Source organism: Acidovorax soli (assembly GCF_900107605.1).
Lineage (GTDB): Bacteria > Pseudomonadota > Gammaproteobacteria > Burkholderiales > Burkholderiaceae_C > Acidovorax > Acidovorax soli.
On sequence record NZ_FNQJ01000024.1, the window covers coordinates 25,606 to 46,833 of the forward strand.

General features: G+C 64.7%; 25 protein-coding genes. 8 read left to right on the top strand and 17 right to left on the bottom strand.

The genetic code is table 11. From position 1 onward, the window contains the following. Positions 1-172: 172 nt before the first annotated feature. From BLW02_RS14400 to BLW02_RS14420, 5 genes are all read left to right on the top strand, one after another. On the top strand, positions 173-898 hold the full coding sequence (locus tag BLW02_RS14400) for a 2,3-bisphosphoglycerate-dependent phosphoglycerate mutase (RefSeq protein WP_159433791.1): 726 nt from the start codon (positions 173-175) through the stop codon (positions 896-898). Between the two features lie 79 nt (positions 899-977). Then, the gene (locus tag BLW02_RS14405) at positions 978-1,355 is read left to right on the top strand and encodes a COG4315 family predicted lipoprotein (protein WP_092699672.1); all 378 of its coding nucleotides are present in this window, start codon (positions 978-980) and stop codon (positions 1,353-1,355) included. A 36-nt stretch (positions 1,356-1,391) separates the two neighbouring features. Then, positions 1,392-1,916, top strand: a complete 525-nt coding sequence (locus tag BLW02_RS14410; RefSeq protein WP_092699674.1) for an RNA polymerase sigma factor — start codon at positions 1,392-1,394, stop codon at positions 1,914-1,916. 1 nt (position 1,917) lies between these two features. Beyond that, positions 1,918-2,754, top strand: coding sequence for an anti-sigma factor family protein (locus tag BLW02_RS14415; protein ID WP_092699676.1), 837 nt, complete (start codon positions 1,918-1,920; stop codon positions 2,752-2,754). Positions 2,755-2,811: 57 nt separating this feature from the next. Beyond that, on the top strand, positions 2,812-3,426 hold the full coding sequence (locus tag BLW02_RS14420) for a class I SAM-dependent methyltransferase (RefSeq protein WP_092699678.1): 615 nt from the start codon (positions 2,812-2,814) through the stop codon (positions 3,424-3,426). A gap of 15 nt (positions 3,427-3,441) precedes the next feature. Here the strand turns inward: BLW02_RS14420 and BLW02_RS14425 are convergent, their stop codons facing one another. The 7 genes from BLW02_RS14425 to sorA form a co-directional block, all read right to left on the bottom strand. Next, entirely contained in the window at positions 3,442-4,071 is a 630-nt protein-coding gene (locus tag BLW02_RS14425) for a hypothetical protein (RefSeq protein ID WP_092699680.1), read from the bottom strand. Between the two features lie 52 nt (positions 4,072-4,123). Further along, the gene (locus tag BLW02_RS14430) at positions 4,124-4,714 is read right to left on the bottom strand and encodes an Nmad2 family putative nucleotide modification protein (RefSeq protein WP_139285387.1); all 591 of its coding nucleotides are present in this window, start codon (positions 4,712-4,714) and stop codon (positions 4,124-4,126) included. Beyond that, on the bottom strand, positions 4,711-6,105 hold the full coding sequence (locus BLW02_RS14435) for a YncE family protein (RefSeq protein ID WP_244273708.1): 1,395 nt from the start codon (positions 6,103-6,105) through the stop codon (positions 4,711-4,713). Before BLW02_RS14435 ends, BLW02_RS14430 begins: the two co-directional genes overlap by 4 nt. Before the next feature lie 32 nt (positions 6,106-6,137). After that, positions 6,138-6,542, bottom strand: a complete 405-nt coding sequence (locus BLW02_RS14440; RefSeq protein WP_092699686.1) for a DUF305 domain-containing protein — start codon at positions 6,540-6,542, stop codon at positions 6,138-6,140. Then, on the bottom strand, positions 6,539-6,859 hold the full coding sequence (locus BLW02_RS14445) for a high-potential iron-sulfur protein (RefSeq protein WP_092699688.1): 321 nt from the start codon (positions 6,857-6,859) through the stop codon (positions 6,539-6,541). The genes BLW02_RS14440 and BLW02_RS14445 overlap by 4 nt, the downstream gene beginning before the upstream one ends. A 64-nt stretch (positions 6,860-6,923) precedes the next feature. Continuing rightward, the gene (locus tag BLW02_RS14450; protein WP_092699690.1) at positions 6,924-7,607 is read right to left on the bottom strand and encodes a c-type cytochrome; all 684 of its coding nucleotides are present in this window, start codon (positions 7,605-7,607) and stop codon (positions 6,924-6,926) included. Between the two features lie 9 nt (positions 7,608-7,616). Further along, positions 7,617-8,888 (bottom strand): SorA family sulfite dehydrogenase catalytic subunit, encoded by a 1,272-nt coding sequence (sorA, locus tag BLW02_RS14455; protein ID WP_092699692.1) that lies wholly within the window; start codon positions 8,886-8,888, stop codon positions 7,617-7,619. 71 nt (positions 8,889-8,959) lie between these two features. Between sorA and BLW02_RS14460 the strand changes: the two genes are divergently transcribed. Then, positions 8,960-9,934 (top strand): IS5 family transposase, encoded by a 975-nt coding sequence (locus BLW02_RS14460; protein WP_092699694.1) that lies wholly within the window; start codon positions 8,960-8,962, stop codon positions 9,932-9,934. 146 nt (positions 9,935-10,080) lie between these two features. Here the strand turns inward: BLW02_RS14460 and BLW02_RS14465 are convergent, their stop codons facing one another. The 3 genes from BLW02_RS14465 to BLW02_RS14475 all read right to left on the bottom strand — a co-directional run bounded on the left by BLW02_RS14465 (position 10,081) and on the right by BLW02_RS14475 (position 13,100). Continuing rightward, entirely contained in the window at positions 10,081-10,863 is a 783-nt protein-coding gene (locus tag BLW02_RS14465) for a substrate-binding domain-containing protein (RefSeq protein WP_092699696.1), read from the bottom strand. Then, complete coding sequence (locus tag BLW02_RS14470) at positions 10,860-11,912, bottom strand: YncE family protein (RefSeq protein WP_092699698.1); 1,053 nt, start codon at positions 11,910-11,912, stop codon at positions 10,860-10,862. The genes BLW02_RS14465 and BLW02_RS14470 overlap by 4 nt, the downstream gene beginning before the upstream one ends. 66 nt (positions 11,913-11,978) lie before the next feature. Then, complete coding sequence (locus tag BLW02_RS14475; protein WP_092699716.1) at positions 11,979-13,100, bottom strand: YeiH family protein; 1,122 nt, start codon at positions 13,098-13,100, stop codon at positions 11,979-11,981. Between the two features lie 120 nt (positions 13,101-13,220). On the opposite strand from BLW02_RS14475, the gene BLW02_RS14480 reads away from it, so the two are divergent. Both BLW02_RS14480 and BLW02_RS14485 read left to right on the top strand, forming a co-directional pair. Beyond that, entirely contained in the window at positions 13,221-14,171 is a 951-nt protein-coding gene (locus BLW02_RS14480; protein WP_092699700.1) for a LysR family transcriptional regulator, read from the top strand. Further along, the gene (locus tag BLW02_RS14485; protein ID WP_244273709.1) at positions 14,141-15,502 is read left to right on the top strand and encodes a chloride channel protein; all 1,362 of its coding nucleotides are present in this window, start codon (positions 14,141-14,143) and stop codon (positions 15,500-15,502) included. Before BLW02_RS14480 ends, BLW02_RS14485 begins: the two co-directional genes overlap by 31 nt. A gap of 7 nt (positions 15,503-15,509) precedes the next feature. On the opposite strand, the gene BLW02_RS14490 is transcribed toward BLW02_RS14485, so the two are convergent. The 7 genes from BLW02_RS14490 to BLW02_RS14520 all read right to left on the bottom strand — a co-directional run bounded on the left by BLW02_RS14490 (position 15,510) and on the right by BLW02_RS14520 (position 21,039). Beyond that, positions 15,510-15,713 carry a DUF6691 family protein gene (locus BLW02_RS14490; protein WP_425285664.1) on the bottom strand — a complete coding sequence of 68 codons (204 nt, stop codon included), beginning with the start codon at positions 15,711-15,713 and terminating at the stop codon, positions 15,510-15,512. A 677-nt stretch (positions 15,714-16,390) separates the two neighbouring features. Continuing rightward, the gene (sorU, locus tag BLW02_RS14495) at positions 16,391-16,738 is read right to left on the bottom strand and encodes a SorU family sulfite dehydrogenase c-type cytochrome subunit (protein WP_082753531.1); all 348 of its coding nucleotides are present in this window, start codon (positions 16,736-16,738) and stop codon (positions 16,391-16,393) included. Beyond that, the gene (gene sorT / locus BLW02_RS14500) at positions 16,735-17,967 is read right to left on the bottom strand and encodes a SorT family sulfite dehydrogenase catalytic subunit (RefSeq protein WP_060987298.1); all 1,233 of its coding nucleotides are present in this window, start codon (positions 17,965-17,967) and stop codon (positions 16,735-16,737) included. Before sorT ends, sorU begins: the two co-directional genes overlap by 4 nt. A gap of 85 nt (positions 17,968-18,052) precedes the next feature. Then, positions 18,053-18,655: a hypothetical protein gene (locus BLW02_RS14505; RefSeq protein WP_008904212.1), complete on the bottom strand. Its 603-nt coding sequence runs from the start codon at positions 18,653-18,655 to the stop codon at positions 18,053-18,055. Continuing rightward, the gene (locus BLW02_RS14510; protein ID WP_050813810.1) at positions 18,652-19,185 is read right to left on the bottom strand and encodes an RNA polymerase sigma factor; all 534 of its coding nucleotides are present in this window, start codon (positions 19,183-19,185) and stop codon (positions 18,652-18,654) included. Before BLW02_RS14510 ends, BLW02_RS14505 begins: the two co-directional genes overlap by 4 nt. Before the next feature lie 70 nt (positions 19,186-19,255). Next, the gene (locus BLW02_RS14515; RefSeq protein ID WP_008904210.1) at positions 19,256-19,615 is read right to left on the bottom strand and encodes a DUF305 domain-containing protein; all 360 of its coding nucleotides are present in this window, start codon (positions 19,613-19,615) and stop codon (positions 19,256-19,258) included. Further along, a complete protein-coding gene (locus BLW02_RS14520; RefSeq protein ID WP_092699702.1) occupies positions 19,612-21,039 on the bottom strand; it encodes a YncE family protein in 1,428 nt (475 codons plus the stop codon). Before BLW02_RS14520 ends, BLW02_RS14515 begins: the two co-directional genes overlap by 4 nt. Positions 21,040-21,228 lie beyond the last annotated feature (189 nt).

Here is a 21,228-nt window from a genome sequence, read left to right on the forward strand (position 1 = left end):
TTCGAAAAATCCCGAATCTAAAGAAGATCATGAACAGGCACCTTGCTTGTGCGCTCGTCTGGGCATCGCCGCCGCATCTGCGACGGTCAATGGCCCGGCTGAGAACACCTACGCCGCTGGAGCCGCATGCCGACAGGCAGGGCGATTGAACGTGTCGGCGCCACGATCGCAGGTGCAACTGCTGCTCATCCGGCACGGTGAGTCTGAATGGAATCTGGCACAGCGTTTCACCGGCTGGGCCGACGTGGGTCTCACACCGCGGGGTGTGCGTCAGATGCAGGAGGCCGGCCGTGCGATTCGGCGGTCAGGTCTGGTCGTCGACCGCGTCTTCTCCTCCATGCTGGTCCGTTGCGTACGGTCTGTCGACTGCTTGCTGCTCGCAGCAGGAAGTCCATCGGCGCCACGCACCGCCGACTGGCGGTTGAACGAGCGGCACTATGGTGCATTGACGGGGTCATCCAAGGCCGAAGCCATCGCCCGGTATGGTGCCGATCAGGTGCAAGCCTGGCGCAGGTCGTACCGCGCGGTACCGCCGCCGTGGACCCAGGACGATGTCGGTCGGGTGGCGATGGATCCATCGATGGAACCACCTTGCGCAGCGCTGGAAACCCTGCCCTTGGCGGAATCACTCGCGCAAACCGTTCTGCGGGTGACCGCGCTCTGGCAGGAACTGATCGAACCATCATTGGCGTCGGCCCAAACGATAGCTGTCGTCGGTCATGGCAACAGCCTGCGGGCGCTGGTGATGCAGCTTGAAGAACTCAGTGAACAAACGGTCTCGTGTCTGGAGATCGCCAACGGCGAAATGCGTGCCTATGAGTCAGGCGCTGGTCGCACACTGCATTTGCAATGCATCTGGCAGCCATCTGTGCTGGCGCCCATCTCAAAAATTCTTTGAGACAGCGGAATAAACGCAGGCGGCCAAGCGTCTGTCTGGATGTCAGCTCTGATCAATTCCATCTTCCACAGGACTTCCCATGAAATCTTCCCTTCTGCCCACCCTGATTCTTGCGCTCGCCGCGCTCGCCTCTGGCGCCGCCATGGCTGCCGCTCCCGTGAAGACGGCTGGCGGCATGCTGGTCAACACCGCCGGCATGACGCTCTACACCTTCGACAACGATACGGCCGGCAGCGGCAAGAGCGCCTGCAACGGTCCGTGCGCCGGACTGTGGCCGCCGGTCATGGCAGAAGCGGACGCGAAGCCCGAAGGCGACATGACCCTCGTCACGCGCGACGATGGCACCAAGCAGTGGGCCTACAAGGGCAAGCCGGTCTATCTCTACAAGTCCGACATGAAGGCCGGCGACATGACCGGCGACAACTTCAAGAACGTCTGGCACGTCATCAAGCCCTGATCGACCAAGACCGCAGAGAGCACGACGCCTCAGCCCATGCGCGCCCAGGACGAAGCCGCGATCGTCGCCTGCATTCCCGGCCTGCGCCGTTACGCGCGCGGCCTGGTGTCGGACAGCGCGCGCGCCGACGACCTGGTGCAGGACACGCTGGAGCGGGCGTGGAGCCGGTTCTCGCTCTGGCAGAAACGCGGCGACATCCGCGCCTGGATGTTCGGCATCATGCACAACCATTTCATCGACGGTGTGCGCGCCAGGAGCAGGCGGCCCGAGGACAGCGCGGGTGACGACCTGCCCGACATCCCGCAACGCGCCAGCCAGTCCGATGGCATCGAGATCCGCGACCTCGACCGTGCCCTGCAGCGGCTGCCCGTGGAGCAACGCGAGGTGATGCTGCTCGTCGCGGTCGAGGAAATGAGCTATGCGGAAGCCGCCACCGCGCTGGGCGTGCCCATCGGCACGGTGATGTCGCGGCTGGCGCGCGGCCGCGACAGGCTGCGGCAGGAACTTCAAGGCCGCGCGCCTTCGATCCAGGCCGCCGCGCCCTTGCGCAGGATCAAGTGACATGGACCATCCGCCACTCAAGCCCATTGCCTCCGAAGGCAGAAAGCCGGTCACCGAGGCCGATCTGCATGCCTATGCGGACCAGCTTCTGGACCCTGCGCGGCATGTCGAGATCGATGCCTTCCTGGATGCGCACCCGGCCGAACGCGAGCGCGTGGCCGATTGGCGCGCGCAGAACCTGGCGCTCAAGCGGATGCTCGACCCCGTCCTGTCCGAGCCCTTGCCGTTGCGCCTGCCGTTGAAGCCCGCGCCGAGGGCGGGCTGGCAGGAATGGCCTTGGCGATCGCTGGCAGCCGGCGTGGCGATCGCGGTCGTCAGCACCGGATCGGCCTGGTGGGGCCGCGGCGTCTACGACGGGCAATTGCAGCGCAGTGCCACGCTGGCCGCGGCGAAGGCCGGCACGCTCCATGGCTTCGCCCACCGCGCGGCCGTGGCACACGTGGTCTACAGCCCGGACGTGCGTCGACCGGTGGAGGTCGGTGCCGACCAGGAGCAGGCGCTCGTCACCTGGCTGACCAAACGCATGGGCACCGAAGTGAAGCCGCCCGACCTGCGCGCCCTGGGCTACGGGCTCATCGGCGGGCGGCTGCTGCCGGGCGACAAGGGGCCGGTGGCGCAGTTCATGTTCGGCGGCGCAAAGGGCGAGCGCCTGACGCTGTATGTCACCCGCGAGGATGCCGGACGCGAGACGGCCTTCAAGTTCGGCCAGGACGGCCCGGTGAATGTCTTCTACTGGGTCGACAAGGACTTCGGCTATGCCATCTCGTCGGGCGACGGCAAGCAGGAAATGCTGCGCGTTGCAGAGGCGGTCTACAGCCAGCTCGAGGCGCGCAAATAATTTGGTCTTTCGACGCGCGAGATCTTTTCGATCCGCAAATCTTCAGGAATTGGAACCATGCAGGACAAGTCGCATTGGGAGCGTGTCTACAGCACGAAGTCGTCCAGTGCGCTGAGCTGGTTTCAACCGCGTGCGGACCAGTCTCTCGGCATTATTCAGCGAATTGCCGCTGGCGAGCAGACGCGGATCATCGATGTCGGAGGCGGTTCTTCGACACTGGCGGACGATCTCCTGAAACTGGATGGCTTCGACGTCACCGTGCTCGACATCTCAAAACGGGCGCTCGAAGTGGCCCGTCAACGGCTTGCTTCAAATGCTGGCCTGGTGCGATGGCTCGTGGGAGACATCACTCAACTTGCCTTGCCCGCACAAGCCTACGACATCTGGCACGACAGGGCCGTCTTTCATTTCATGACCACGCCCGAGCAACGCCATGCCTACATTGCGCAAGTGCGCCAGGCCGTGCGCCCGGGCGGTCACGTCATCGTCGCGGTGTTCGGGCCGGACGGGCCGATACAGTGCAGCGGGCTCCCAGTGATGCGGTATGCGCCCGATGCGCTGCACGCCGAGTTCGGCAACGCCTTCGAACTGGTCGAACATGCGTCGGAAGCCCATCGGACACCCGCAGGCGTGGAGCAGCAGTTCATCTATTGCCACTGCGTGATGCACTAAGGCTTGGCCCGTAATTCACAGTCCATCGGGAAACGTGTACGTCACAGGAGGCGCCGAGGGCTGCCCAATCACCAGCGCGATCTGGTCGTGCGGCTTCAGCGGAAGGTCGCGCACCGGCGTAAATTGCACCTTGCCGTTGACATACACCCGCAGCGCGCCCTTGAGCCCCGCCACGTTGTCAGCCGCCAACGGCTGGCCCCACACGTCGAAGAAGTTGCCCAACGTGTACACCCGGTCGTTTGGCGATTCGACATGCAGGATGCCGCTGGCATCATGCGTGTGCAGCCAGTAGAAGCCCTTACCGCCGCTGACAAAACCGCGATCAATGCGCAGCGGCGCAATGATGCCGATGCCGCGTGGCACTGCGATCTGTTCGCCCTTGTAGTAAATTGCCAAGTGGGCATGGAAATGAGTCTTGAGCATCTCCTGGCTTGAACCTTCGATGCCATCCACCGGCTGGCCTTGGCCGCCACGGGCGGTATTGCCGTCAGGAAACACGGACTTGCCGAGTTGCCCACCCTGTATGAGCAGTTCGGCACCACCGGCGACTGCGGCCGGCCTGTCGTCGCCATGCGCAAAAACGGGCGGGGCACCGGCTGTGATGGCGATGGCGAATGCCGCTGCAACGAATGGCTGGAAGGTCATCGAGAGTCTCATCAGAAAAATTGAATAAGAGCAGCACTTGGCCACCACAGCTTCAGGCCCGCCTCGTGGCGACCACGCGGGGGCGCCAGGCATCCACAGGTTCCCCGTTGCGGCCCATCGGCCAGTGATCCAGCCAGTGCTGCAGCACGGCGACGTCATCAGCCCGCCGCCGCCGATGCAGCGCGTGCCCCTGGCCCGAATGCACCAGGTGCACCAGATCGGTCGGCAGCGGTGGGCTCTGGTCGCCGAAGTACCAGAAATGCCACGACACCAGTGCGTTGAGCCCGGAGATGTCCCGCACGGCTTCGCTGTCGTCGTGCAACCCGTTGGCCACCTGCCTCATCGAGCCGTTCGCCATCGCACGGTAGAAGTTGTCTGGAGGCCTGTCCCCGCCGGGTCGCTTGGCAACAAAGCGCGGGTCCGCCCAGTAGTCGCCCAGCGCCATGACTTCATCGACGCGCATCGCGTAGACGACCTGGTCGTTGTGGCGGCTGCGCAGACCGACGATCCAGTCGCCGACCCGTGCGGAGCGACGAATCTGCGGCTTGCACACGGCGAGCGAGCACCAGCCGTGAAAGGGATTCGGCGACCCGCCACGGTCCTGCCGTACGACGTACCGGAAGATGCGCGGGCCTTCGATCACATCGGGCTGCGCAGAACCACCTTGGCTGCATCCATCGGCCCATCGCCTTCGATGACCACGATCGATGCGGTCTTTGGATTGGCTTCCGACTGCAGACGAGTGACCTCGCGGATCTCACCGATCGCCGTGCCGTTGGCCATCCCCATCGGGTTGGTCTTGAAGCTGGCGACAGGCACTTTCTGATCGCCCACGTAGATGCTGTAGACCGTTTCCGGCTTGAGCTTGTAGAGGAACAGCTCCAGCGCATCGACCACACCGAAGTTGCGCGCCACCACGAAGCCCTTGGCGTCGCCGGAATCGGGCATGAGCGGGATGTTGACCGGCACGGCGTTGGTCAGCGGTTTCAGGTTGCCTGTGCCGGCCCCGGAAGGCACGGCGTTCGAAACGTAGACAAGCGCCTGCGGCGCCTGCCCGATCGGCACCGTCGCGACGACTTTGTCGCTGGCAGTATCGATCACCTGGACCGCATCGCCGTTTTCCAGGCCGACGTACATGCGCTCGCTGTCGTCCGACGGCCAGACGCCGTGCGGCAACGCGCCGGTCGCGATGGTGTCGAGCAGCTTCGCCTCGCCATCGGTCGAATAGACCTTCACCACGTTCTCGCCACCTACCGCGACATACGCCAGCGTGCCGCGCGATGTTCTGGCGAAGCCGAGATGGTTGGTGATGAAGCCGGTGTCGATCACGCCGGTCACCCTCATCGACTTCACGTCGATGCGCGTGACCTTGCCGACGTCCTTGTGGCCCATCCAGACTTCCTTGCCGTCCGGCGTGAACTGCAGGAACGGCGAGAACGGACTCACGACCGGAATGCGTTTCACGATCCTGTACGAGCGCGTGTCGATCACCACCACCTCGGGCGTGAAGCTCGACACCACGAAAGCACGCCCACCGTCCGGTGTGAAGAGCACCATGCCGGGGCCGGGCGCAGTCTCGATCCGGCGCTTTTCCTTGAAGGTCTTCGCATCGATCACCGAGACGTAGTTTTCTCCACGCACCACGGCCCAGACCTCCTTGCCGTCGCGCGTGAAGAAGGCTTCATGCGGAGAGCGCCCGACATAGGTCACGCCCTTCACCTTGTTGGTGGCCGTGTCGATGAAGGTCACCGAGTTCGAGCCGTTGGCAATGGCGACCAGCGTGCGGTGGTCGGGCGAGAAGCCGAGGCCGTGAACGTTGATCTCGCCCTTGTAGATCGGCGACAGCACGTCGGGGCGCTGGTTGCCCAGCTTGATCTGGCCGAGCAAGGTGTTGGTGTTCGGGTCGATCACCGACACCATGTTGGTGTTCTGGTCGGCGGTGTAGACACGGTCGCCGGGATTGGAAGCGGCCGATGCAGCGAAACATGCAACGGCCAGCGCGGTGGCGAGGACCAGGGGTTTGAGTGAATGCATGAAAGAGTCTTTCATCGATGTGCCTGGAGCGATTACTTCGCAGGTGACGCATGACGCGCGAGCCAGGCCTGCATCAGCCGGATCTCGTTGGCCTGCTCGGTGATGATTCCCTGCGCGAGGTTGCGCACCTCCGGGTCTTGCGTGTTGAGCAAGATCGACTTGGCCATGTCGATGGCGCCTTGATGATGGGGAATCATCATGGCCATGAAGTCGTGCGCGGGCTGGCCGTTCATGGGTGCGGCGCGCATGTCGCGGTCCATCACAGTCATGGCGTCTTTCATCAGCGCATCGAAGGGCTTGGACGTGCTGGCCACGAAGCTGGATGGTGCGGCGTCCTCAGCCTGCATGCCGTGCGCATGCTGATCGGCTGCCTGTGCCAACGTGCTCGCTGCGACCATCAACCCAATGGCAGCGGCGCGAACGAAGCCGCGGCTCATGCCGCTTTTTTATTCCATGCGCTGCACCATCCTGCGGCGGCGACCTGCTTACCGGCGAACAACGGACAGCCACCCATCGCGTCCTTGGGCTTGCCTTGAAACAGCTGACAGTTCGCGCAGTTCTGGCTGGCCGCGTGATTGGGGAATTTCTTGGCGTCGACCTTGGTGGTGTCTTCCTTGTAGCCGAGCGCCATGGCCTGAGGATCGGTCTCCGCCAGCTTCGGGCCGCCGGATTGTGCGTGTGCGGCGGAGACGGACAGCGCAGTTGCCGCGCCGGCAACTTGCAAGATGAAAAAGCGGCGATTCGTGGGGGTCATTTTTCTAATCTCGTGGGAGTTTTGGTCGTTGCCGGAGTCTTCGCTCCGGCGATCGGGGGCGTGCTTATTGCTTCAAGACGAACGCAGCCAGCGCTTTCACCTCTTCGGGTTTCAGTGCGGCGAAAGGCGGCATCGGCACGCTGCCCCATTTGCCGACGCTGCCGCCACGGATGCTGGTCTCCAGCTTCGACTGCGCCTGCGGATCGGCCTTGTACTTCTCGGCGATGTCGTGATAGCCCGGACCGACGATCTTCTGGGTCAGGCCATGGCAACTCAGGCAGGCGTTGCTCGCCAGAAGCTTCTGGACATCGATGCCGGCACCAGCAGCCGGCGGTATGGCGGCAGCGCCCGGCGACGTCGTCGCAGTGGACGGCGTGGTCGTTACTGTTGATGCGGCAATCACACTCGCATCGGTGGCCTTGGCAGAACCGTAGGCGACCGCCAGGTAGGCACCGACCTGCTTGACTTCGTCGTCGCTGATCGGCGCGCCATAGGTGTGCTGCATCTTGGCCATCTCGGCGGTCCACTGCGTCTGCGTCATGCCGGGTGGCTGGTAGTTGACATAGTCGGCCGAATGGCAGATCGCGCATTTCTGCATCGCGATGGCATAGCCCGGCAGCTTCGACGGGCGCAGCTTCGACGTGTCGGGCTGCAGCTGGATGTCGGGCGGCGCGGCCAACGCGTTGAACGCGATCAACACGCAGCTGCCGAGGATGGCGCGGGCCAGGAAAGTGGTGGTGGTGGTCATGGCGCGTCCTCAGGCGATGGTGACCGGCGTGGACTCGACCACATGGCGGCGGTAACCCGCCGGATTCCAGTCCACCGTGGCGGGCTGGCCTTCGCCCTTCTGGTTGGTCGCGCGAACCATGAGCACGGCGCGTCCCTTCTTCGCGAAGCTCACCGGCGCCCGCCATTCACGAAAGGAGAAGCGCCCCAGATCCTGGCCGAGCGTCGCCGCCTTCCAGCTCTGGCCACCGTCGATGGAGACCTCCACCGTCTTGATGCCGGCACCGGCATCGAAGGCGATGCCCTTGAGTTCGATCGAGCGGGCGGAAGGCAGGATGCCGCCAGCCTGGACGCTGGTGATGAAGCTGCGCACGGGCAGCATCGAGATCGGCCGCGTCTTCGCCGCTGTGGAACCCGGTGCCACGCACTGGCAGTCGTTGTCGGGCACGCGGTAGGCGGTCGTCATGAACAGCGCGTCATGGCCGTCGAACACATGGTCGATGACCTCGATTTCCGAGAGGTGCTTGACCCAGTAGGTACCGAAGTAGCCCGGCACGATGAGCTTGACCGGATAGCCGTTGAGGAAAGGAAGGTCCTTGCCATTCATGCCCCACGCGAGCATCGGTTCATCCTGCAGCGCGTGTTCGATGTCCAGCGCCTTGCGGAAGTCCGAGGTGGCGGGCAGCACCGGCGTATCGAGGCCGTTGAAGGTCACCTGCCGCGCACCTGCGGCCACCCCCGCCTTCTCGAGCACCTTGCGCAGCGGCACGCCGACCCAGCGGGCGTTGCCCATCGCGCCATTGGCGAGCTGGGCGCCGAAGACGCGAGGCGACGAGTACCCGCGGCTGTTGCCGGAGCACTGGTTGACCGCCACCACCTCCACCGGCTCGGCCAGTGCCTTCAGTTCGGCCAGCGACAGATTCAACGGCGTGTTGACCTTTCCCTTGACGGTGAGCCGGTAGGTGGCAGGGTCGACCGCCAGCGGGATGTTGGCCAGGTGGTAACGCACGAAGAAGGCGTCGTTGGCGGTGATCGGCCCTTCGTTGAAGACCGAGAACGGGGTCTCCAGGTGCGGTGGCCGTGTCGTCACGCGAATCAGCGGGCGCTTCTGCGGGTAAGTCACCAGCGGCCGCGGCCCGTCTGCGAAGGTCACGCCGTCACCGGTGTCGCGACCGGCCGCCAGCGCGGCGAGCGGCGACGCACCCAGCGCGAGAAGACCGGCGCGCTGGACGAAGCGCCGACGGGATGAAGCGCGCTGGGCGCCGTGCTGCGCGGTGGGTGTGGTTTCGCGACCTGATCTCATGGGTTGTCTCCATTTGTTAGGGCAATGCTGATCAAGGTCCACCGTTGTCGCTTCTCAAACGTTATCCGCAGATGAAGCAGCAGACCCTGGCAATGGCCGCAGATCAAGACAACGGATTCGAGCATTCGCGCAAACCCACCCGACGCGAAGAGTTCTTGCGGACCATGGAGACAATAGTGCCATGGGCCGCTCTGTGCCAGGTGATAGAGCCGCACTACCCCAAGGCCGGCAACGGCCGCCCGCCCATTGGCCTTGAGCGCATGCTGCGCATCCACTTCCTGCAGCACTGGTTCAACCTGGCCGATCTGGCGTGCGAGGAGGCTCTGTATGACAGTGCCAGTCTGCGCCGCTTTGTGGGGATTGACCTGGGCCGCGAATGCGTGCCCGACGCCACCACGCTGCTGAAGTTTCGCAAACTGCTCAATGAGCAAAAACTGGGTGAAGCCCTGTTTGCCAAGGTAGGCCAGCAATTGCAGGAGCGCGGCTTCAAGGTCAACACCGGCACCATCGTGGATGCCACGATCATCGCAGCGCCCAGCTCCACCAAGAACGCCGACAAGGCGCGCGACCCCGATATGCACCAGACACGCAAAGGCCAGCAATGGTATTTCGGCATGAAGCTGCACATTGGCGTGGACAGCCAAAGCGGGCTGGCGCACAGCGCCGTGGTGACGGCGGCCAACGTGCATGACAAACACCCTCTGCCCAATCTGCTGCATGGCAATGAGCGGCGCGTGTACGGCGACTCGGCCTATGCCAGCCAGAAAGCACTGATAGCGAGCAAGGCCCCCAAGGCCAAGGACTTCACCAACCAGCGCACCCGCCGTGCAGGCGAGGTGGACGAAGTTCAGCGGGCCAAGAACCGCAACAAATCGCGGGTGCGTGCCCGGGTCGAGCATGTCTTTGCGGTGGTCAAGCGCCTGTGGGGATTCACCAAGGTGCGCTACCGCGGGCTTCAGAAGAACGCCACGCGGGCGTTCACGGCCTTGGCGCTGGCCAACATTTACCTGTGCCGCAGTCATCTGTTGGGACAGGTGCGCCCGTAAGGGCGGAAATCGGGCCTCAGCGCCCCGCGAACTGCCCAAATGGGCCGCGCGAGAGGCATAAAAGTCCAAAAAACTGCGTCATCCAGGTTTGCGCGGAAATTTTCGACGGCTTGTTCAGCGTAGCCTTAGATAAATACAGCGGCGATTCAGGGTGTCTTCCAACCCCACTTTGCAAAGATTGCTTGTCCAGCAGGCGATTTCAGGTAGTCCACGAACGCTTTCGCCTGAGGCGCTGCCCCGCCGCGATGGGTGATGACGACGCCAGCGTCTCGGTAAATGCGGAAGGGTTCATCCATCTCCACCAGTTGCGCCAGATCGGGGTTGGACACCTGCCAGATGTTCCAGATCAACCAGGCGTCGATGTCAGGCTCCTGGGTCCAGCGTTGACGCGCCTCCGCACTGTTGGCGGCTTCGGGCAACAACAGGTTCTTGCGGAATGCGCGAACGATGGCGATGTCGCCCGTACGGCCGGCCACGTCCTCCCACAACCCGGTCTGCCCGGCGCCCGCAACGGCCATCACCTTGATGCCCGGGGCCAGAAGGTCGCGAAATCCCCGGATGCGCTTGGGATTTCCAGGGCGAACGAGGATGGCGGACGGTCGCAGGTACAGTGGTTCAGCTTCCTTTAGATCGAACGCACCGGGCAGTGCCTTCGCAAAGTCGCTCATCATGTTTTCAGCGCCGCTGTAAATGACGTCTGCATCCTGTTTGGCCTTTTCTACCCATTGGGGAGTCGGGCCTGCTGTAACGTTAACTTCCACGTTTTGAAGCGCGCCGAAGGTCTTGGCTGCCTCCTTCATGGCGGGAGCGGGACCGCCCGGGCCATAGACTTTGAGCGTTGAACCGGCCCAGGCTGGACCGACTGCCAGCAGCATCGCGGACGCGCAGGCCAGCAAATGGACCGCAATTCTTCGCGACACCCACTTCATGGTGCGGCCTTCTGCATCTTCGCCGCCGGCGCAGCTATCGTCGCCTCCACCCGGTTGCTCGCCAGGTCCACCTTGGCCAAGCCCAGGTCTTCATTCAGCACATAGGCCGTCCTGCCGTCGCGCGTGAAGACGATCGCCTGCCGCGGCTCCTTGAAACCCGTGATGGTGGCGACCACGCTCCTGCTCGCGACATCGATGACGGACAGCGAGTTATCGCCCAGGTTGCCGGCATAGACGCGCTGGCCGTCGGGCGACAGCGCCGCGCCGTACGGGTCCTTGCCGACGGCGATCGTCGACGCGATGGCGCGCTGGTCCAGGTCGACGACCGCGATGGTGTTGCTGCCGCTGTTCGCCGCGAAGAGCGTCTTGCCGTCGGCGGTGACAGAGATCGCGCGCAGCTTGTTGAAGCCGGTGATCTCGCCGTCGATCTTGTTGGTCGCCGTGTTCACGATGGTGATCTTGTCGCCCATGAAGTTGGTGACGTACAGGGCCGATCCGTCGGGACTCAGGCGCACGCCCTGGCGCGGCTGCGCGAAGCCCATGATGACGGCGCGCGGCTCGCCGCTTGCGAGATCGAAGCGGGTGACGGTGCTGGCTGCCTGGTTGTTCACGTACATCGTGGCGCCGTCCTTGCTCAGCACGGTGCCGAAGGCTCCGGGGCCTGCGGGCAGGGTGCCGACCGTCTTCAGGCTGGAAGTGGCGATCTTGGCGACCGTACCCAGGCTGCTGTCGGAAACATAGAAAAACTCGCCCGAGGGCGCGAACACGATGTTGCGCGGCGTCACGAAGCCAGTCAGCACCTTGCGCACCTTGCCCGTCTTCAGGTCGTAGACGACGACGTCCGGGCGTTCGCTGTACGACACCACGGCCGTGCCCTCGTCGGGGCTGAGCGCCAGCGAGTTGTTGTGGATCGCGCCGTCGAAGGTCCAGCGCTGCGTCGCACTTGCGGGCGCCGCGACAGGCGCAGGTTGTGCCGAGACCGTCGAAGGGATCGAGGCGAGTGTCGAGAGGGCGAGACACAGCGAGAGTGCAAGAGGACGGAGTTTCATGAGGATTTTTCGGTTGTCTGGAGGGGTGGACGAATGGCGGGGCCGGTTTATTCCAGGTCCGCCCTGTCAATTCAGAAGCGCCGTGATGCCCGCGTTGATGGCGAAGCCGCCGCACACCAGCCAGACGAAGAGCACGGCCGCCAGCGCCAGCGGCTTGATGCCGGCCTTGCGGATGGCCGAGACGTGCGTCGTCAGGCCCAGACCTGCCATGGCCATCGCCAGCAGCACCGTGTCGATGTCGATCACCTGCGTCACCACCGCGTGGGGCAGCAGCGCGAGCGAGTTGAGTCCGGCAACCGCCACAAACCCGAGGGCGAACCAGGGAATCACGATGCCGCCGCGTGGCGAGGCGTTGCCTTCGTCGGCGCTGCCGGCTGCATCTGCATCTGCCTCCTTGGCACTGGAGCGGGACAGGTAGGCGGAAAGGATGATCAGGAACGGCGCCAGCATCATCACGCGGACCATCTTGGCGATGACGGCGGTGTTCGCGGCCTGCTCGCTGACGGCGCGACCGGCAGCGACCACCTGTGCCACTTCATGGATCGTCGAGCCGGCGAACACGCCGTAGGCGGTCGGCGACAGGTCGAACAGCCGGTATTGCGCGATCAGGTGATACAGCACCGGATACAGGAAGATCGCCAGCGTCCCGAACACCACCACCGTGGCCACCGCGACCATCACCTGCTCGGCGCGACCGCGCACGACGGGTTCGGCCGCCATCACCGCCGCCGCGCCGCAGATCGAACTGCCGGCGCCGATCAGCATCGCCGTCTTGCGGTCGAGGCCGAACACCCGCGTGCCGAGGAAGCAAGCCAGGCCGAAGGTACTGCACAGCACCGTGGCATCGATCGCGACACCGGTCCAGCCGACATTGCCTATGTCCTGGAAGGTCAGGCGCAGGCCGTACAGGATGATGCCCAGGCGCAGGAGGTTGGCCTTGGAGAAGGTGACGCCCGCGCCGGCCACCGCGCCGAGACGTGGATAGACGGTGTTGCCGACCACCATGCCCAGCACGATGGCCAGGGTCAGGGCGCTGATGCCGTTGGATTGCAGCCAGCCGATCCTGCCCAGCTGGATCGACGCGAATGCCAGCACACCCGTCAGTGCGAGGCCGGGAGCCAACTGGCGCACACGCTGCATGCCAGCGGGGGTGCGCATCGGTTGAGCGGTAAGGGTGGCGGTGTGCATCGTTTTCTCCATCGCGTCGTTTTCGGAAGGCATGGACGAACTTTGAACCGATGCGATCTATCCGGCAAACGGATACTTCCGCTATAACCTAGTCGTCGAACAGTTAACGAAAGCGTTTGAATGCGTCTGACCTTGCGGCAACTCCTGATCTTCACGGCCGTGGCCGACACCGGCACCACCACCGCCGCCGGAGAGCGGGTCTCGCTGTCCCAGTCGGCGACCAGCGGTGCGCTGAACGAGCTGGAAAGCCTGCTCGGCGCCCGACTGTTCGACCGCATCGGCAAGCGCTTGCTTCTGAACGACAACGGTCGTGCATTGCTTCCGCAGGCAAGGGCCTTGCTCGACGGCGCGCAGGAGATCGAGAGCCGGTTCGGGCTCGGCAGCACGGGAACTGCAACCGCGCCCCTGGTCACGCGCCTTCGCGTTGGTGCCAGTACGACGATCGGCAATTACGTGCTGCCGGCGCTGATCGCCGGCTACCGCAAAGCATGGCCCGGTGCCGCGGTGGACGTCGTCATCGGCAACACGCGCGAGGTTGCCGCCGCTGTAACCCGACTGGAGGTGGACATCGGCCTGATCGAGGGGCCGTGCCACGAAACGGAGCTACGTGTCTCACCGTGGTTGCAGGACGAACTGGTCATCGTGGCGGCGCCGACGCATGCGCTGGTGCAGCCCGGTGCGCAGGCGCGCGTCTCGTTGAAGGCTTTGCGTCAGGCGAGTTGGTTGCTTCGCGAGCCGGGCTCCGGCACGCGGGAGGCGGTGGAGCATGTGTTGCTTCCGCATCTGCATCACTTGGACGGCGACATGCAACCGGGCAGCACAGAGGCCATCAAGCAGGCGGCGGCCGAAGGCCTCGGCCTGGCTTGTCTCTCGCTGTGCGCGGTGCAGGACCTGGTCACGCTCGGCAGACTGGTCGTTCTGCGAACCACGTTGCCTCGCCTAACTCGCCGCTTCTACCTGGTGCACCATCAGAAAAAGCGCCTTTCGGGCAACCTGCAACGCTTCGTGGCGCACTGCGAGCGTCTTGAAATGGAATCCCCGTGGCTGCCAACAAAAAACCCGACGAATTAGGGCCAGCGAAACGCAGCCGTGCCCGGTTGTGGGCCATGGGGCCGGCCGCCGAGACGCTGCGCGTCTGGTGGTGGGCGGCCGTGACGGGCGCGATCGCTGCGGCTGCCGTCGTGGGCTTCCGGTGGTTAACGCAATGGGTCGAAGAACTAGCGACCGGGCATCGCGGCGGACTGGTCGAAGCCGCGTTGTCGTTGTCGCCCTGGCACCGCGCGCTGGTCTGCACCGCGGGCGGCTTGCTCGCAGGGCTGGTCCTGCAAGGCGGAACGGCCTGGGCCAGGCGGGGGCCAGGCGGCGCGGCTAACCTCGACTACATCGACGCCGCGCGCGCAGGAAGAGTCGACCTGAACGATCGAACAACGTTGACACGCACCGTGTCTGCGCTCTTTTCCGTCGGCACGGGCGCTTCCATCGGACGCGAAGGGCCGATGGTCCAACTGGCTGCCTGGGTCAGCGCGCGGCTGGCACGACTCGTCGCGACGGCGCCGGAGCAACGCAACACGCTGCTGGTATGCGGCATCGCCGCAGGCATCGGCTCGGCCTATCACGCACCCATCGCCGGCGTCGTCTTCGTTCTGGAACTGGCGCTCGGTTTCCTCGCGCGCCACACGGTCGCTCCGGTGCTGATCGCGTCGGCCACGGCCAGTTCACTGATCTACTGGCTGGTCGAACCCAAACCGCTCTACGACGTTCCGCCTGTCGTCATGGCACCGACGAGCCTCGGCATCGCATTGCTCGCCGGCGTGCTGTTCGGCGGGTTGGGCTGGGGGTTGCTGGCGCTGCTCGAATCAGGGCGAAGCTGGTTAGCGCGTATCCGTACGCCAGTCCTGCGCCTCGGACTCGGGGGCTTGCTCGTGGGGCTGTTGTCGGCCTGGGTGCCGCAGGTCTGGGGCAATGGCTACAGCGTGGTGTCGCAGGTGCTTCACGGTGACCACGCCTGGCAATGGCTCGCGTGGGTGCTGCTCGCAAAAGTGGTGGCGACGACGCTGAGTTCGGGCAGCGGCGCGATCGGCGGTGTGTTCACGCCATCGCTTTTCGTCGGGGCGACCGCTGGAAGTGTCTTGGCCCAAGTGGCAGCGCTCTGGTTGCCGACGGCGTGGGTGGGCGATCCGCGTCTGCTCGCGGTGGTCGGCATGGCGGCGGTGCTGGCCGCAGTCACCCATGCGCCGCTGATGGCGATCGTGATGGTGCTGGAGATGACAAATCAATTCCAGCTCACCGTTCCAGTGATGCTGGCCTGCGGCGTGGCCTACGCCATCAGCACACAATTCGGCGCCCGACCGCTTTATGGCAATCCGATCGAATCGCCGATGGCGCAGGAGCCGAATCCCTGAGCCTGTGTCAGATCGCGGGTTCTGCACGCAGCGACTTGCGACGCTCAATGCCTTCGAAGACGATCATTCCGGTGAGCATGGCGGCGGTGAAGACAAGCGCCTTGCCTTCCCCCATTCCGAGCGCCACCAGACCCGGTCCGGGACAGAAACCCGCAAATCCCCGAGCGAAGCGTGGTGCTGCTTGATGCCAAGGAGGATGCCGGCGATACATTGGCGGAACGGATGGCCATCACTGCGACTTTTCTCCCCAGCTTGATGGGTTTCGATCGTCGAGGGTGCGCCCGCACTCTTCTCCGTCGATCGACGCTGCGATTCCTTCCCAAAATGGTGGACGCTCGCCTGGGGCGGGTTGAACTCGGCCGCCGACCTGAGGCCATCGCTTGAAATCAATCGAAGCGAGCGATAACGGCGGCCCGCAAGGGGGTCTGGAGCACTTCGGGCCCGCGCGCTCTCGATTTGCATACGTTTGCCGCGTCGCAATTTCCGCTTGCAGTGCAAGCGGTCAGTCGATGCTCGAGACCGACTGACCGCAACCAGGCGCGCAGTTGACATTGCTAGAGAGTTGACAACAGCGTGCAGAGATCTGCAAGCTCGACGAGCAAGACTGCAGCAGCATCAAGCATGGTGCGATCAATCACCTGGGCGTGTCGCCAGCGTTGATGGTTTACCGCGAGCACAAGGCCATGCTGGGCAAGACTTAGGCCGGCGAGAAGTTCCCGGCGGTTGTGATGATGGGGGCTGGCTGGATGGTGGTCCCCGACATCAAACCAGGCAAGTGATGGTGAGTGGCTGACCCGCCCTGGGTCAGCCACTCAGTCGGGATCGCTGTTTGCAGGTGATCCCGTCCTTTTTGTCAGTTGGCGCAACAGCGCTGTGGCCAACCAGCCATCACTTTGATCCACCCGAAGCCTTGGCCACGTAGGCCGCCAGGGCGGCAATTTGCGCATCACTGAGTTTGCCGTTGTAGGACGGCATCTGCCCAATGCCATTGCGCAGCGCGGTGGCCACGCGCTTGGCATCGGGCTTGAGCTCGTCCAGGCTGGGGCCCACGGCGCCTTCGGCTCCCGCGTCCTTGAGCGCATGGCACAGGGCGCAGGCAGGCACCGCGCCTTGGCCGAACAACACCTTGCCTTGTTGAAGTTGCGCGGCATCGTCGGCGGCGTGCACGGGCAGCACTGTGAATGCCAACGACAACAGGGCAGCGACCAACGCGTGTTTTTGGATTGTGCGCTTCATGCCACGCTCACTTTCACGGCGTGGTCGGCCCAGCTGGTGTTGTTGTAGCCGCCCGCGTTTTCCATGCGTTGTTCGGGCTGCACGTTGCCTGCGGTGTCGGTGGCTCGGCTCGCCAGGGTGAACTGGCCCGCCGGCAGGCGTGCCGCAAAAACAAACTGCCGCCACGCAAAGCGGCCGAGGTCGGGCCCCACCATGCGCGCGAGCTGCCAGGTTTTTCCGCCGTCCAGAGAAACCTCGACCTTGGCCACCGCGTTCATGCCGCCAAACGCCACGCCATGGATCTGTGTGTCACCCGCTTTAAGCGGGGCGCCGTCCGTGCCGGGACCGTTGATCCACGACTTCACCGTCATTTCCTGCACCGATGGCTGCGACGGGTCGCCCTTCGCGCCGGGCGGTGAAATGCGGTAGCCGTGCGACATGATGCGTGCGTCGGTCTCCTGAGCGGTGAAGGCCAGGCGTTTGACGTACTTGATGTTGTTCACGCCCGTGTAACCCGGCACGATCAAGCGCAGTGGGCCGCCGTGGGCCAGCGAAATCGGCACACCGTTCATTTCCCAGGCCAGCAGGGCATCGGCGAGTGCGGCAGCAGGCACCGAGCGTTCCACGATCACGCTCTTGGGGTCCAGTCCATCGGGGAGTTTTTCGCCGCCTGTGCCGGTGAGGTAGGCCATGCCGGCCTCCACGCCGCCCAGGGCATCCACCACCCAGCGCACCGGCACACCGCTCCACACCACACAGCCTGCTGCGCCCACTTGCCAAGGCGTTCCACTGGGCTTGTTGGGGAAGTAGCCGCGTCCGTTGCCAGAGCATTGCAACACCATTGCCGTGGTCTCGATGCCCATGCGCTTGAGGTCGCCCAGCGTGAGTTTGCGCGGGTTCTTCACCCCCTCGATGTTGATCTCCCAGGCATCGCGGTTGCCCAGGATCGAGGCGTCGGGCGCGGGCAGGTTGTTGCGGATGTAGAGCTGCTCGGACGGCGTGATTACGCTGGTGCCGAACACACTGCGCTTGGTCTCAATGGTGGTGCTGCTGTGCACGATCAGGCTGGCCGGGTCCTTCCAGCCCACGTACGCTGGCAGAGGCTTGGCAGCACCGGCCACGGCGACGGGCGCGGCCTCACCAGCAGCGGCTGCGGTGCGGCCAAAGCTGGCCAGACCAACGGCAGCCAAAGCAGCGCCGCTGCCGGCCAGCAGGTGGCGCCGGGGGAGCGAGGTGGGTTGTTGGTTCATTTCTGGGGTCTCCGGTGGTTGGGCGTCGTGCGCCGGTTGGGGTGAAAGGGGTGCGCGGTTGATTCGTTGACAGGGACGCGGTGCCTCAGCCTGGCCCGGACACGGGAGGTGCCTGCAGTGCCGTCTGCGCGACCGCCAGTGCCTTCTTTTTCTGGGCCACCAGCAACAAGGGCTTGCCCTCGCGCGAGCGGATCACCTTCCAGTGCACGTTGCTCCACCAGCCGCTGGCCTCGCGCAGGTCCACAGGCTGGTCAAAGGCATACACCGTCACCATGCCGCCCTTCTCGAAGAACGTGGTGAGGTGGTAAGCGAGGTGACCTTCGATATCGCATGGCCGCATGAGTTGGGGAAACCCGGGCACCACGTTGGCGTCCCGCATGCCCAGGTGCATGAGCAACTGGCGCTGCTCCATGAAACTGCCCCGCAAGCTGCGCTCGTGGTATTCGTGGTCGATCGCGTCGCGCACCATCGCTGGCGGTCGCACGGCTAGCACCCCGCCGCTGGTGCCACCGGCCAGCAAAAGCGCAGCCAGAAAACGCTGCAAGCCGCGTCGCGCCAGCAGCGGCTGCGGCTTTCGGTACAGGTGTGCCGGTGCGTCGCTGGCCTCGAAGGCGATCGCCAACTCGGCGCGCGCGCGCAAATCGAATTCGCTGTCGGGCAGGAAAGGCGCGTCGGTATCGGGGCTCATGTCTTGGTCCTGCGAAACGGGGTAACGTTGACATCGGCCTTGGGTGTCGCAGGTACCCCCATGGCCAGCTTCAAAGCGTCGCGCGCACGGGCTAGGCGCGACAACACCGTGCCGGGCGCGATCTCCAGCGCCTCGGCCATCTGGGCGGTGGGCATGTCGTCGAAATAAAACAGCACCAGCACCTCGCGGTGGATGGGCGCCAGGCGCGCGAGCGCCTTGACGACATCGAGTTTGTCGTCCAGCCCCGCGTCGGGCGCCGCTTGCTCGGGCTGCTCTTCATCGTCCAGCGACTGCATGCTGGGTGCGGCCTGGCGAAAGGCGGCGCGGCGCATGATCTGAAAGAGCCAAGCCCGTGCCAGCGCAGCGTCGCGCAGTTGCTCCCGGTGCTTCCAGGCGTTGGCAAAACAGTCTTGCACCACGTCTTCGGCAATGGCGCGCGAACCAGTGAGCGCCCACGCACTGCGCAGCAAAAAACGGTAGTGCTCACGCACCCATTGGTTATAGCGGGACTCGGCAGACTGGAACAGCATGGTGATCAAGAGCGCTGCGTGGCTTGGTTCATTCCGTGGCGCTCATCGGTACTTTCCCTAGGGCTGTCGATCAAGGCCCCCGCGTCCCACCCAGCGACGGAAATTCCGCTTCCGCACCTTTGGCTGTGCGCTGCTGCAGGGTGTGCAGTCGGCGTTGCATGCTCTGGATCTCCACCGTCTGCCCGGCAATGATTTCCTCGGCCAACTGCCGGGTGACAGGATCGCGCCCATGCTGCAACACCAGCCGCGCCATGTCCACAGCGCCGGCGTGGTGCGGAATCATCATCGCCAGAAAGTCCTGGTCGGCCTGGCCTGCGTAGCCCGGGCTGTGCATGGCCTGCATCATGCGGGCCATCGATTCGTCCATATCCCGCTGGAATGCGCTGGTGTGCGCGGCGCTGGCGCCGTGGCTGGTGTGCGCGCCGCTCATGCCGTCTGGCCCTTCTCGCCCACACGCACGTAGACGAGGTTGATGCTCTTTTTGTTGCGCAGCGCGCCAGAGGGCAGCGTCAGATTGCCCAGGGGGATCTGCGCAATGAAGGTCGGGCGCAGCGGGTCGCTCACATCAAATGCACTGCACACGGTCTGGCCCGCGTTGGGCGTGCCGGGCAGCTCGTCCTGTTCGTGGGCCACATACAGCAGCGTGTTCTCGGGGTTGGTCCACAACCCGTGCGACTCGCGGCCACGGCTGGAGAAGGTGCCCACCACCTTGCGCTGTCCGCCCGGAGCGCTGCGGTCGATGATGGCGATCGGGCTCGACGCCACGCCGCCGGGGCCACCATCGTCGATGCGCGCCAGGCTGGCATAGACCACGCTGCCGCGCGCATTGCGCACGAACTCAACGTGGTTGGGCCGAGCGCCCATGCCGAGTGGCACGGTGTCGATCAGGTCGAAGCCACCCTGCGTCGAGCGGCAAGACACCGCATCAGCCAGCTTGTGCGAGAACCACACCTCGGCACCGTCGGGTGTGGTCTTCATGAAGGGCGTGAAGCCGGGTTTGTCCTGTGCGCTGATGTCCAGCGTGGTCAGCCGCTGCGGTTGGCTGTGGCCATCCGCGCCGGGGTTGACGCGGAACACGTCGATCTTCGACACCTTCTGGCTGGCCACAAAGGCCAACGTACCCTCACGGTTGAACCACACCTGCGCCGGGCCGCTCAGCGTGGGCAGGTATTGGCGAACCGCGCTGGAGCCCGGGCTGTCGGCCCCCTTGAGCTGGCGAACGGCACGATCGACGCCGACGATGGCAATGCGGTCTTCACCGCGCAGCGTGACCCACAGCTCGCGGCCGTTGCGCGTGAAAGTGGGCTCGTGCGGTTCGCGGCCCAGCAGCAGGCCACTACTCAGGCGCTCGGGGTTGGTGGTGGGCCCAGACGCAGGGTTGGGTGTGTTGCCGATGACGCGGCGCTGCTCGGCGTCGATCAGATAAATGTTGCTGGAGCCGCGCCCGCTGGTGGCCAGCAACCGGCCATCGGGCGACGGCACCGCGCCGTGCGCATCGATACAGCCGTGGTACAGCGGCTTGTGGACCATCGCCGCGTGCGTTGGCGCCACGCCGGCCGTCACAAAGCGAAACGGGGGACGAGGGTCTTCGTCAAAGCTGGTCAGGTTGATCGTCGACTCGACGGTGTTGGTCTTGGGGTCGATGACCACCAAGGTGTTGGAGTCTTCGTTGGTGATGAAGACGCGGTCACGCGGGTCGATGTTGCTGCCCGCTGTGCCGGGCGCCAGCGTTGTTGCTGGTGTTGGTGCGGGCGTCGGGGTCTGGGCCTGGGCCAGGCTCGGGCCGGCGGGCAACGCTGCGGCGGTGGCCGCTGCCAGGGAAAACTTGAGGATGTCGCGGCGTTGGGTACTCATGGATGCCTTTGAGTTGATGGGTTGCAGAAGAGCAAGACAGAAAACAAGACGGTTTGCCCTTGCGTGGGCAGTACCTTGAAGAAAACGAAGGTGGTGTAACAGCGCCTAAACGATCAAGAGCGCGCTGCGCCGCGTTTGATTCCATGCCGCAAGCAAACAACGGCAGCACCGGGCTGGCCTCAGGGCCCC

What these genes read in the sequence shown, in the direction of transcription:
- BLW02_RS14410 (WP_092699674.1), top strand. Translation starts at nt 1,392, where the DNA reads ATGCGCGCCCAGGACGAAGCCGCGATCGTCGCCTGCATTCCCGGCCTG.
- sorA (WP_092699692.1), bottom strand. Translation starts at nt 8,888, where the DNA reads ATGAGATCAGGTCGCGAAACCACACCCACCGCGCAGCACGGCGCCCAG.
- BLW02_RS14425 (WP_092699680.1), bottom strand. Translation starts at nt 4,071, where the DNA reads ATGACCTTCCAGCCATTCGTTGCAGCGGCATTCGCCATCGCCATCACA.
- BLW02_RS14475 (WP_092699716.1), bottom strand. Translation starts at nt 13,100, where the DNA reads ATGCACACCGCCACCCTTACCGCTCAACCGATGCGCACCCCCGCTGGC.
- BLW02_RS14420 (WP_092699678.1), top strand. Translation starts at nt 2,812, where the DNA reads ATGCAGGACAAGTCGCATTGGGAGCGTGTCTACAGCACGAAGTCGTCC.
- BLW02_RS14480 (WP_092699700.1), top strand. Translation starts at nt 13,221, where the DNA reads ATGCGTCTGACCTTGCGGCAACTCCTGATCTTCACGGCCGTGGCCGAC.
- BLW02_RS14460 (WP_092699694.1), top strand. Translation starts at nt 8,960, where the DNA reads ATGAAGCAGCAGACCCTGGCAATGGCCGCAGATCAAGACAACGGATTC.
- BLW02_RS14440 (WP_092699686.1), bottom strand. Translation starts at nt 6,542, where the DNA reads ATGAGCCGCGGCTTCGTTCGCGCCGCTGCCATTGGGTTGATGGTCGCA.
- BLW02_RS14445 (WP_092699688.1), bottom strand. Translation starts at nt 6,859, where the DNA reads ATGACCCCCACGAATCGCCGCTTTTTCATCTTGCAAGTTGCCGGCGCG.
- BLW02_RS14510 (WP_050813810.1), bottom strand. Translation starts at nt 19,185, where the DNA reads ATGCTGTTCCAGTCTGCCGAGTCCCGCTATAACCAATGGGTGCGTGAG.
- BLW02_RS14505 (WP_008904212.1), bottom strand. Translation starts at nt 18,655, where the DNA reads ATGAGCCCCGATACCGACGCGCCTTTCCTGCCCGACAGCGAATTCGAT.
- BLW02_RS14435 (WP_244273708.1), bottom strand. Translation starts at nt 6,105, where the DNA reads ATGCATTCACTCAAACCCCTGGTCCTCGCCACCGCGCTGGCCGTTGCA.
- BLW02_RS14465 (WP_092699696.1), bottom strand. Translation starts at nt 10,863, where the DNA reads ATGAAGTGGGTGTCGCGAAGAATTGCGGTCCATTTGCTGGCCTGCGCG.
- BLW02_RS14415 (WP_092699676.1), top strand. Translation starts at nt 1,918, where the DNA reads ATGGACCATCCGCCACTCAAGCCCATTGCCTCCGAAGGCAGAAAGCCG.
- BLW02_RS14490 (WP_425285664.1), bottom strand. Translation starts at nt 15,713, where the DNA reads ATGTATCGCCGGCATCCTCCTTGGCATCAAGCAGCACCACGCTTCGCT.
- sorU (WP_082753531.1), bottom strand. Translation starts at nt 16,738, where the DNA reads ATGAAGCGCACAATCCAAAAACACGCGTTGGTCGCTGCCCTGTTGTCG.
- BLW02_RS14450 (WP_092699690.1), bottom strand. Translation starts at nt 7,607, where the DNA reads ATGACCACCACCACCACTTTCCTGGCCCGCGCCATCCTCGGCAGCTGC.
- sorT (WP_060987298.1), bottom strand. Translation starts at nt 17,967, where the DNA reads ATGAACCAACAACCCACCTCGCTCCCCCGGCGCCACCTGCTGGCCGGC.
- BLW02_RS14470 (WP_092699698.1), bottom strand. Translation starts at nt 11,912, where the DNA reads ATGAAACTCCGTCCTCTTGCACTCTCGCTGTGTCTCGCCCTCTCGACA.
- BLW02_RS14520 (WP_092699702.1), bottom strand. Translation starts at nt 21,039, where the DNA reads ATGAGTACCCAACGCCGCGACATCCTCAAGTTTTCCCTGGCAGCGGCC.
- BLW02_RS14515 (WP_008904210.1), bottom strand. Translation starts at nt 19,615, where the DNA reads ATGAGCGGCGCGCACACCAGCCACGGCGCCAGCGCCGCGCACACCAGC.
- BLW02_RS14405 (WP_092699672.1), top strand. Translation starts at nt 978, where the DNA reads ATGAAATCTTCCCTTCTGCCCACCCTGATTCTTGCGCTCGCCGCGCTC.